At 64.3% G+C, this 9753-nt stretch carries 9 protein-coding genes and 1 pseudogene; 4 read left to right on the top strand and 6 right to left on the bottom strand.

Going from position 1 to position 9753, the window contains the following annotated elements; genetic code table 11:
• Nucleotides 1–604, bottom strand: a 604-nt coding sequence (locus ACTS2Z_RS04385) for an acyltransferase (protein WP_442572011.1), incomplete at its 3' end; no start/stop codon positions are given.
• A gap of 21 nt (nucleotides 605–625) precedes the next feature.
• On the opposite strand from ACTS2Z_RS04385, the gene ACTS2Z_RS04380 reads away from it, so the two are divergent.
• The 4 genes from ACTS2Z_RS04380 (at nucleotide 626) to ACTS2Z_RS04365 (ending at nucleotide 3171) form a co-directional block, all read left to right on the top strand.
• Nucleotides 626–892: a DUF3253 domain-containing protein gene (locus ACTS2Z_RS04380; protein ID WP_442572010.1), complete on the top strand. Its 267-nt coding sequence runs from the start codon at nucleotides 626–628 to the stop codon at nucleotides 890–892.
• Nucleotides 885–1481, top strand: a complete 597-nt coding sequence (locus tag ACTS2Z_RS04375) for a uracil-DNA glycosylase family protein (RefSeq protein WP_442572009.1) — start codon at nucleotides 885–887, stop codon at nucleotides 1479–1481. The genes ACTS2Z_RS04380 and ACTS2Z_RS04375 overlap by 8 nt, the downstream gene beginning before the upstream one ends.
• 179 nt (nucleotides 1482–1660) lie before the next feature.
• Complete coding sequence (locus ACTS2Z_RS04370) at nucleotides 1661–2737, top strand: Leu/Phe/Val dehydrogenase (RefSeq protein WP_442572008.1); 1077 nt, start codon at nucleotides 1661–1663, stop codon at nucleotides 2735–2737.
• A 260-nt stretch (nucleotides 2738–2997) separates the two neighbouring features.
• Nucleotides 2998–3171: a hypothetical protein gene (locus ACTS2Z_RS04365; RefSeq protein WP_442572007.1), complete on the top strand. Its 174-nt coding sequence runs from the start codon at nucleotides 2998–3000 to the stop codon at nucleotides 3169–3171.
• A 1-nt stretch (nucleotide 3172) separates the two neighbouring features.
• On the opposite strand, the gene ligA is transcribed toward ACTS2Z_RS04365, so the two are convergent.
• From ligA to ACTS2Z_RS04340, 5 genes and pseudogenes are all read right to left on the bottom strand, one after another.
• Nucleotides 3173–5275 carry an NAD-dependent DNA ligase LigA gene (ligA, locus tag ACTS2Z_RS04360; protein WP_442572006.1) on the bottom strand — a complete coding sequence of 701 codons (2103 nt, stop codon included), beginning with the start codon at nucleotides 5273–5275 and terminating at the stop codon, nucleotides 3173–3175.
• A complete protein-coding gene (gene recN, locus ACTS2Z_RS04355; protein ID WP_442572005.1) occupies nucleotides 5272–6975 on the bottom strand; it encodes a DNA repair protein RecN in 1704 nt (567 codons plus the stop codon). Before recN ends, ligA begins: the two co-directional genes overlap by 4 nt.
• Nucleotides 6976–7001: 26 nt before the next feature.
• A complete protein-coding gene (locus ACTS2Z_RS04350) occupies nucleotides 7002–7859 on the bottom strand; it encodes an outer membrane protein assembly factor BamD (protein ID WP_442572004.1) in 858 nt (285 codons plus the stop codon).
• 95 nt (nucleotides 7860–7954) lie between these two features.
• A complete protein-coding gene (lpxC, locus tag ACTS2Z_RS04345) occupies nucleotides 7955–8860 on the bottom strand; it encodes a UDP-3-O-acyl-N-acetylglucosamine deacetylase (RefSeq protein ID WP_442572003.1) in 906 nt (301 codons plus the stop codon).
• A gap of 248 nt (nucleotides 8861–9108) precedes the next feature.
• A pseudogene (locus ACTS2Z_RS04340) lies at nucleotides 9109–9753 on the bottom strand (hypothetical protein); the annotation flags it as partial.

Below are 9753 nucleotides of genomic sequence, written 5' to 3'. Positions count from 1 at the left end.
TGTCCATCCGGGTCTTGTAGGGCCCGTCCGGATCAAGGTCTTTCACTTTCACTGCCGGATTGCCGGCGACCACCGTGTTGGCAGGCACATCGCGCGTGACGACACTGCGCGCGCCGATGACGGCATTGTCACCAATCGTCACGCCCTTGCCGATAAAGGCTCCGTCGCCCACCCAGACATTGCGCCCCAGAACGACCGGCCTGCTCTCCGGCCTCGGGTCGATCCGGTCGTAAAGCCCGTGCCAGTCGGAATCGGAGATCGTTACCGACTTGGCGATCAGCGCGCCATCGCCGATCGTTATGGAGCCCCCTGCCAGCAGGCGCACGCCGCCAGCAAAGAAACAGCAATCGCCAATCGTGATGGCGCCCGGCGTGTCGCCAGGAGACCAGACGGTAAAGCTGACCGGCTGGTCGCGCCGCGTCACCACGTGCAGGGCCCTGCCTGCACGGACGTTCGGGCCGAACACTTCCATGTTCCACGGCCGCACGATCTTGGCGTGCTCGCCCAGCGCCTCGAAATGCGGCTTCACAAAATGGGCGACATACGCATTCTCGTACGCTTCCCACGCGCTGTGCATCCAGTAAGGGCGGTGGTCACGGCGCATGTTCGGCGCTATCTCCATTCCATGAGCGAACACACGATAGAAAGCGCGATTCTCGCGCTTGTGGAGCAACGCGGTGCGGGCAAGTCCATCTGCCCGTCAGAGGCCGCGCGCGCTGTCTGGCCCGAAGACTGGCAGGGGCGGATGCGTCAGGTGCGCACCGTCGCGATCGGCATGGCTCGCAAGGGCGAGATCGTCATTCTCCGCAAGGGAAAGCCGGTCGACCCTGACGATTTCAAGGGCGTCTATCGCCTGTCGCTGCCCGACACCCCGTCCGGAGCCGATGACTGAAGACTTCGACATGCTGGCGGCGCAGATCCGCGCCTGCCGGGTCTGCCAGAGCGCGCTGCCGCATCTGTGCCGGCCGGTCCTGCAAGGCAGTGCGACCGCGCGTATCCGCATCATTGGTCAGGCACCGGGAACGCGTGTTCAGGCATCGGGCAAGCCTTTCACCGACCCGTCCGGCGACCGTTTGCGCGGCTGGATGGGTGTGAGCGAGGCGCAGTTCTACGATCCGCGCCTGTTTGCCATCACGCCCATGGGCTTCTGCTTCCCCGGCCTTGATGCCAAGGGCGGTGACCTGCCACCGCGGCGCGAATGCGCGCCGCTCTGGCAGGACCGGGTAACGCAAAGCCTGACACAGGTGGAACTGACGCTGCTCGTCGGCCTGCACGCGCAGCGTCACTTTCTGAAGCTGGAGCGGTCGGCCAGCCTTACCGACACCGTGCTGCGCTGGCGAGAACACCTTCCGCATTATGTTGCGCTGCCGCATCCCAGCTGGCGCAATTCGGGCTGGCTGAAGCGGAACCCATGGTTTGAAAACGAGGTTTTGCCCTTCGTGCAATCTCGCATCCGCGAAATCCTCGCCTCTGCACTTTGACCGGACAAACTGCGTTATTTTTCCGCGACTTGCCTAAATCCATCCCGGCGAGTAAATGGCGGCCATGAAAGACATGCATCCGGCTTGAAAGGCATGGAACGGGCACCAGACCCGGCCGCGTCCGTTGATGCGTCAACGCGCTGATTGTCCAGCGCGTCTTTTGAAAAAGGAACTCCCCCATGAGCGTGCCTGCCAGCGTGTTTGAACATCCCTCCTTCGACGATCACGAGAAGGTCCTGTTCGCCACCGATCCGGTTACCGGCCTGAAAGCCATCATCGCTGTGCACTCCACGGTGCGCGGACCGGCGGTCGGCGGCTGCCGCATGTGGGCGTATGAAAGCTCCTCTGATGCCGTGACGGACGTGCTGCGCCTGTCCCAGGGCATGAGCTACAAGAACATCATGGCCGACCTGCCGATTGGCGGCGGCAAGAGCGTCATCATCAAGCCGCAGGGCGATTTCGACCGCGACGCGCTGTTCCAAGCGTTCGGCCGCGCGGTGGATTCGCTCAACGGCCACTATATTTCGGCGGAAGATGTGGGTGTCGGCCCCGCTGACATGGTCAGCGCCCGGCGCACGACGCGTCATGTGGTCGGCCTGCCCGACGGCACGGGCGACCCCTCCCCGATCACGGCCAAGGGCGTGTTCCTGGGCATCCAGCTCGTCGCCGAAAAGGCACTTGGCAAATCCTCACTCGCTGGCGTGAAGATCGCCGTGCAGGGCGCAACCGGCCATGTCGGCTCATATCTGTGCGAGCACCTGGCGCGCGAAGGCGCTGACCTGACCCTGACCGACATCAACGAAGACGCGCTGCAATCGCTCGCCAAGAAGCTCGGCGCAAAGACGGTCGGCAAGGACGAGATCTACGATGTCGAAGCCGACATTTTCACGCCCTGCGCTCTGGGTGCGATCATCAACGAAAAGACGATCGACCGGCTGAAAGTGCGCGCTGTTGCCGGCGCTGCCAACAACCAGCTCGCCACGCGCGATATGGGCGCAGAGCTGATGAAGCGAGGCATCGCCTACGCGCCCGACTATGTGATCAATGCCGGCGGCATCATCAACATCATGGGCGAGCTCGATAACCGCTTCGACTCGCGCTGGGTCGAAGGCAAGCTGCAAGGCCTGAAAGCCACGCTCGGCGAGATCCTTGATGCCGCAGAGAATGAAGGCCGCCCGGCCAACCTCATTGCCGACGAGATTGCCCGCCAGCGCATCGAAGATGCGCGCACCGGCAAGCTGCAGGCGGCAGAGTAGGCTTGGAATATCTCGTCCTTCCATAGGAATCCCGGACCTGGTCCGGAAGACATTTGGAAGCCGGATTTTAGTTTCGCAGCCCATCCGGGCTGCGGTGTTCCGCGAAAAGTCGCGGGCGCGCATTCGCGCTTGCGGCGCTTCGCGCCGATGCCCCTATCCTCGTCATTCCGGATAAACGTTGACGTGCTTATCCGGAATGACGAACTTTTACCGCCTGCAGACTGCCCTATACTGGCCACTCCTGACGCGAGGGAGACGGCATGCAGGCGGCAATCCTTATCCTGACCTTGTTGATCGCCGTGCTGCTGGGCAGCTGGCTGGGCCAGATGATCTGGGGGCAAACCAGCAAGCGGCTACCCCGCTGGCTCTTCCGGGTCATTGGCGCGGCGGCCTTCGCGGCCTTTCACCTGGGCTTTGTGTATCTCTACCGGTAGGCTAGCTGCCGATCAGCGCCAGCCACTCATCCTCGGTGAGCGTGGTGACGCCCAGCTCGGTCGCTTTTTTCAGCTTTGATCCCGCTCCGGGACCGGCGACGAGATAATCGGTCTTGGCCGATACCGATCCTGCAACCTTCGCGCCAAGGCTTTGTGCGCGCGCCTTTGCCTCATCGCGGGTGAAGCGCTCCAGCGAGCCGGTGAAAACAACGGTTTTCCCCGCTACGGGGCTGTCCGTCGCGACAGCCTCGGCATCTTCGACAGTCACCTCGCCCAGCAGGCGGGCAAGGGCGGCGCGGTTATGTTCCTCGGCAAAGAAGCGGCCAATCGCGTCGACGGCGGTATCACCCAGGCCATCAATGCCCAGCATCGCCTCGCGGGCCTCGCCTTCCTCGCCTGCCCTGATCGCGGCCTCCTCAAAGGCGCTCCAGCTGCCATAGGTGCGGGCCAGAAGGCGTGAGGTTTCCTCCCCGACATGGCGGATGCCCAGAGCATTGATGAAGCGGGCGAGCGCGATGGAGCGCCGCGCCTCGATGGCATCAAAAAGGTTCGCAGCCGATTTCTCGCCCCACCCGTCCCGCTCGGCAATCGGCGGGGTGATATCGCCTGCGGCGTTGCGCGCAGCGAGGGTGAAGATGTCTGCCGGTTCCTTCACGATGCCTTCCTCGTAGAAGGCCTCCACCTGCTTCTCGCCCAGCCCTTCAATGTCAAAGGCCTTGCGGGCGACGAAGTGTTTGAGATGCTCCTTGCGCTGATAGGGGCAGGCAAACTCGCCGGTGCAGCGGGTCACGGCGTTGACCTCGCCGGTGCGTGGGTTCACCTCCCTCTCGGCAGGGGTTTGCAGCGGGCACGGACAGACCTTCGGGAATACGAAGACCTGCTCGCTACCGTCGCGGCGCTCCTTCAGCACTTCGACGATTTGCGGGATCACATCGCCTGCCCGCTGTACGGTGACGAAATCGCCCACCCGCACATCCTTGCGGACGATCTCGTCCTCATTGTGCAAGGTGGCGTTGGAGACGACCACACCGCCGACCGTTACCGGTTCCAGCTTGGCGACAGGCGTCAGCGCGCCCGTGCGCCCGACCTGGATCTCGATTGTATTGAGTTTCGTGACGGCCTTTTCCGGCGAGAACTTGTGGGCGATCGCCCAGCGCGGCGCGCGGGCGACAAAGCCGAGGCGCGTCTGCCAATCCAGGCGGTCGACCTTGTAGACAACACCGTCAATATCATAGCCAAGCCCGGCCCGGCGCTCTTCAAGGTCGTGGTAATGGGCCAGCAGCGCGTCGACGCCCTCGCACAGCTTCATGTCCGGATTGGTGACGAAACCCAGTTCTTTCAGGCGTGCAACCGCGCCGGACTGGGTATCGGACAGGGGTTCGGACACCTCGCCCCAGGCATAGGCGAAAAAGCGCAAGGGGCGCGTCGCGGTGACGCCCGGGTCAATCTGGCGCAGCGACCCGGCAGCGGCATTGCGCGGGTTCTTGTAGAGCGGCTTTCCGGCCTTTTCCTGCGCCTCATTGAGGGCGGCAAAATCAGCATGGCTCAAATAGACCTCGCCGCGCACTTCCAGCACGTCGGGTACATCACCGGTGAGCCGGTGCGGGATCTCGCCAAGGGTCTTGAGGTTTTCGGTGACATTCTCGCCAGTCTGGCCGTCGCCGCGCGTTGCGCCGGTGACGAGCACACCCTTCTCATAGCGCAGCGATGCCGACAGCCCGTCAATCTTCGGTTCGGCGGTGAAGGCGAGTGTCTCGTCATCCTTGAGGTTCAAAAAGCGGCGGATACGTGTCTCGAACGCGGCCACATCCTCATCCTCAAAGGCATTGCCCAGCGATAGCATGGGCACGGCATGACGCACCTCGGAAAACTTGCCAGAGGGCCTCGCGCCGACTTTTTGTGACGGACTTTGCGCGTGTACCAGTTCCGGAAAGGCCGCCTCGAGTGCCTCCAGCCTCGCGCGCAAGCCATCATATTCCGCATCTGTAATATGCGGCGCATCGTCCTCGTAATAGGCACGGTCGTGTGCGGCGATTTCTTCCGCAAGGCGGGCGTGCTCGGCAGCCGCTGCCTCCGCTGAGAGCTTTTCGATTTCGGGTATCATGACGCCATCAATTCGTCGGCAGCAGCTCTGGCCGCTTCGGTCACTTCTGCGCCGGAGAGCATGCGGGCAATCTCCTCGCGCCGCTCGCGCCCGTCCAGCGGCACGACACGGGTACGCATGGCCTCGCCCTCTTCTGACTTGGCGATCTTCCAGTGATGACCTGCTCTGGCGGCCACTTGCGGGGAGTGGGTGACAACGAGCGCCTGGCCGCCCTCGGCAAGGCGCACAAGGCGATGACCCACAGCATCGGCAACCGCACCGCCAACACCCTGATCGACCTCGTCAAAGACCATCACGATGCCGCTGTCAGAGCCCGCAAGACACACCTTCAATGCCAGCGCGAAACGCGACAGCTCGCCTCCCGATGCAATCCGGTCCAGCGGACCGAAGGGCGCGCCAGGATTGGTGGAGACCTCGAAGGCGACACTGTCCCAGCCGGAAGGACCGGAGCGGGTCTCATCGGCTGTCACGGAAACCTGAAAGCGGGCTTTTTCGAGCTTCAGTGGCGCAAGCTCGGCCATCACCGCTTTCGACAGGGCCTCGCCAGCCTGCCTGCGGGCCTCGCTCAGGGCGGAGGCGGCGCGCGCATAGTCACCTTGCGCCGCTTTCAGCGCGGCTTCAGCCTCGCGCATGCGCCCCTCGCTATCCGCAACACCGTCCAGGCGGGCTGCAAAATCGGCGCGGAGCGCTGGCAGGGCATCGACCTCGACCTGATGCTTGCGGGCAAGCGCACGCAAGGCAAAGAGGCGTTCCTCCGCCCGCTCCAGTGCGCCCGGCTCCACCTCGAAGGGGGACGCGGCATCGCCCAGTGCGCTTTCGGCTTCGTCGAACTCGATGAGAGCCCGTTCGAGTGCGCCGCTGGCCCTGTCGAGCGCGGTCAGGGCGCTGGCCTGTGCTCCATCACCTTCCACCTCGCCGCCGAGGCTGGCGCGGACGCGTTCGAGGCCTTTCAGCGCCTGATTGAGACGGCTTGCCACCGCATCGGACCCGGCAAAGGCCTGCGAGGCAGCCTGCAGGTCTGACAAGGCGGTCTCTGCCTGCTGCAGGAAGCGCCGCTCCGCTGCCAGCATTGCTTCCTCGCCGGCGCGCGGTTGCAGGGCATCGAGCTCTTCAACCGCATGGCGCAGGAAGGTTTCCTCCTCGGCAGCACGGGCCTTGCCGGCTTCCAGCGCTTCGAGATGGCGGCGTGCCGCGCTCAGGCGCTCATGGGCGCGGGCGGTCTCGGCCAGGCGCGCGTCATTGCGGGCAAACTCGTCAAGCAGATGGCGGTGGGATTTCGGGTCCAGCAGGCCGCGCCCGTCATGCTGGCCATGGATTTCCACCAGAACATCGCCCAGCGCGCGAAGCAGGCCGACGCTTGCGGGCTGGTCATTCACATGCGCGCGCGAGCGGCCATCGGCGGTGATGACCCGGCGCAGGATGACCGGCTCTCCCGGCTCGTAACTGATCCCGGCTTCGTCGAGGAGCGAGAAGGCCACATGCCCGTTGCCAAGCTCGAAGACGGCGATGGCGCTGCCCTGATCAGCACCGGCGCGCACCATGGCACGGTCGGCGCGCTCCCCGCACGCCAGTCCCAGAGCGCCCAGAAGGATCGATTTGCCCGCGCCTGTCTCTCCGGTCAAAGCCGAGAGGCCCGGCTGGAAGGCAAGCTCCAGCCGGTCGATAAGGACGATGTCACGAATGGAGAGGGATGCGAGCATAGGCTCCCCTCATCTCCTGCTGGGCGCTAGCCGAATACCCGGTCGAGCGCGCGCTGCAGCAGGCCCGGATCGGTTTCCTCAACCCCCTCACCCGGCACATCGATGCCGCGCGAGGTAAGCAGAGAGTAGCTGTCCTCATACCATTGCGAGCCGGGGAAGTTGTGACCCAGCACGGCGGCGACCTGACGGGCCTCCTCGGCCACGCCCATGGCGACATAGGCTTCAACGAGGCGATGCAGGGCTTCTGGCACGTGGCTGGTCGTGCCGTATTCGCGGATCACATTCTGGAAGCGGCCAATGGCGGCCAGATGGAAACCGCTACGCAGATACCAGCGGCCAACATCCATGTCCTTGCCAGCCAGGTGGTCGCGCGTCATGTCGATTTTCAGACGGGCATCGCGCGCATAGGGGCTGTCCGGATAGCGCTGCACGACCTGTTGCAGGGCGTCATAGGCGGCCTGCGTTGTCGACTGGTCACGGCCGACATCGTAGATGCGCTCATAGTGGCAAATCGCAATCAGATAGTAGGCATAAGGCGCGCTGGAGCTGCCGGGATGAAGGGCGATGAAGCGCTGCGCGCTGGCAATGGCTTCCTCATAGCGGGTCGCCTGATAATTGGTGAAGGCGGCCATGAGCATGGAACGGCGGGCCCATTCGGAGAACGGGTGCTGGCGCTCGACCTCGTCAAACAGCAGGGCGGCCTCGGTATAGCGGCCACGCTCCAGCTCGCGATAGGCGGCGTTGTAGAGCGTTTCCACCGGACGGGCGACATAGGCCAGCTCGGCGCGGTTGTTATTGCCCTGGCAACCCGCAAGCACGAGGGCGGAAAGGGAAGCGACGAGAGTAAGGCGCGCGGCGTTCAACAAATCCTGGCCCCTTGGCATGGCATGAAAATACTTCGGCCAGAGTCTTCTAGCCGATCAGGGCGAAAGGAAAAAGCATTGTGTCAGCCGGTTGCAGGAACCGGTCCGGCAGCACGCTAGCCGCGGGCGGCACGGCCGGTCTGGCTGGTTTCGGAAATCTCGCTCATCATCACCCATTTCCAGGCCGACGTGTCAGCCATCAGGGCGCGCACCGCGACATTGTTGATGCCGTGACCGGGGCGGGAAGCCTGGTAGAGACCAAGGATCGGCGCACCGGCGAGGTAGAGATCGCCCAGCGCATCGAGAACCTTGTGGCGGACAAACTCGTCGGCAAAGCGCAGGCCTTCTGGATTGGCGACGCCGTCTTCATCGAGAACGATCGCGTTTTCCATCGAGCCGCCACGGGCAAGGCCCGCTTTGAGCAGGGTCTCGTATTCACGACGGAAGCCGAAGGTCCGCGCAGCAGCGATGTCGGTGCGGAAGCCCGCCGGGCTGACCTCGAAGCGATATTGCTGACGGCCGATCACGGCATTGTCGAAATCGATCGAGACATCAATCGCCGGCTGAACCGACGGCAGGAAGACAGCCGTGCGTCCACCGAGCGATACTTCGACAGGCTTGAGAACCCGGATGGCGCGGCGCGGGACCGGCTGGGTCTTCAGCCCTGCATGCTCGATCAGCTCGATGAAAGGCAGGGACGATCCGTCCATCGCCGGCACTTCCGGCCCGTGCAGCTCGACGATCACATCATCCACACCCAGGCCCGCAAAGGCAGCCATGACGTGCTCGACGGTGGAGACGGAGGCGCCTGCCTCGTTGACAAGCGTGGTGCCAAGATCGGTGGAGCGGACAAGGTCATAGCGCGCGGGGATCTGCCGGTCGGCGTGATCGCCATCGGTGCGTTCAAACACGATGCCGGTGCCAGCCGCAGCCGGTTTGAGCACCATGCGCACCCGCGCACCGGTATGCAGGCCGATGCCTGCACATACCGCCGCCTGGGCCAGTGTCGTCCGCTCGGTCATGAAAGCCGCCCGCACCATGGGAATATCTTTCTGTTTTGTATTCGCTTTTTACCCGTTCCGGCCAAGCCCCCTCAGGCGATAGCCGAAACCCCCTCTTCTTCGCACTTGCACACTAGAAGCGCCGCGCATAGAGCGGAATTAAACGATTGTTGCGAATTGAAACATTTGCGCGCAGCGGCAGCAAAAAGCCCCGGACCGTTCGCGATCCGGGGCTTTTCTTGTGGTTTCAGGCCTTGCAGGGACGGGCGTCAGTTCGCCTGACGGCGCAGGAAGGCCGGGATGTCGAGATCGGCGTCATCAAAGCCATCGCCGAACAGATCACCGCTAGGGGCGGTGCGCTGGACCGGTTCAGCCGGCGCCGGAGCACGCTGGGCCTGAGCCGGCGGACGCGGCGCGGTACGCGCCTCTACCGGCGCTGCCGGGGTCTTGGCGCGGCGGCCAAAGAGCGACAGGCCTCGACGGACCGGAGATTCTTCACGCTGTTCCGGCTCTGCCGGAGTGGCGGGCGCACGGCGGATGGAATCGGCCATCGCGGCGAGGCGTTCCTGGTGCAGGACGACTTCAGGCCGGGTGTCGACCGGTTCCGCTGCCGGAGCAGCCGTATAGGCGTCAGGCGCGGAAAGCGCGTCGTCAACGGCATCTGCCCGTACCGGTTCGGCGTGAACGTCCTCGACCGGCTCCTGTACCGGCTCGGGGATCTGGCGTTCCTGTGCGGCACGCCAGGCAGCGGCCTTGGCATGAATGCCACCATCGGCGGGCGCCTTGGCGCGCGGTGCTTCCGGCTCATCGTTCAGACGGCGCACGAGCGGCTGGCCGGGACGGCTGATTTCGCGCGGCTTCATCGTGCTGACGAGGTTGGACGGCTCGGCGCGGCGGCGCGGATCAGACGCCAG

The organism is Glycocaulis sp. (genome assembly GCF_052168375.1).
Classification (GTDB): domain Bacteria; phylum Pseudomonadota; class Alphaproteobacteria; order Caulobacterales; family Maricaulaceae; genus Glycocaulis.
The sequence above is the reverse complement of the archived record's forward strand: the minus strand, read 5'-3'. Positions and strand labels throughout refer to the sequence as shown.

Coding starts and splice junctions, on each gene's coding strand:
- ACTS2Z_RS04380 (WP_442572010.1), top strand. CDS start 626: ATGAGCGAACACACGATAGAAAGCGCGATTCTCGCGCTTGTGGAGCAA.
- ACTS2Z_RS04375 (WP_442572009.1), top strand. CDS start 885: ATGACTGAAGACTTCGACATGCTGGCGGCGCAGATCCGCGCCTGCCGG.
- ACTS2Z_RS04370 (WP_442572008.1), top strand. CDS start 1,661: ATGAGCGTGCCTGCCAGCGTGTTTGAACATCCCTCCTTCGACGATCAC.
- ACTS2Z_RS04365 (WP_442572007.1), top strand. CDS start 2,998: ATGCAGGCGGCAATCCTTATCCTGACCTTGTTGATCGCCGTGCTGCTG.
- ligA (WP_442572006.1), bottom strand. CDS start 5,275: ATGATACCCGAAATCGAAAAGCTCTCAGCGGAGGCAGCGGCTGCCGAG.
- recN (WP_442572005.1), bottom strand. CDS start 6,975: ATGCTCGCATCCCTCTCCATTCGTGACATCGTCCTTATCGACCGGCTG.
- ACTS2Z_RS04350 (WP_442572004.1), bottom strand. CDS start 7,859: ATGCCAAGGGGCCAGGATTTGTTGAACGCCGCGCGCCTTACTCTCGTC.
- lpxC (WP_442572003.1), bottom strand. CDS start 8,860: ATGACCGAGCGGACGACACTGGCCCAGGCGGCGGTATGTGCAGGCATC.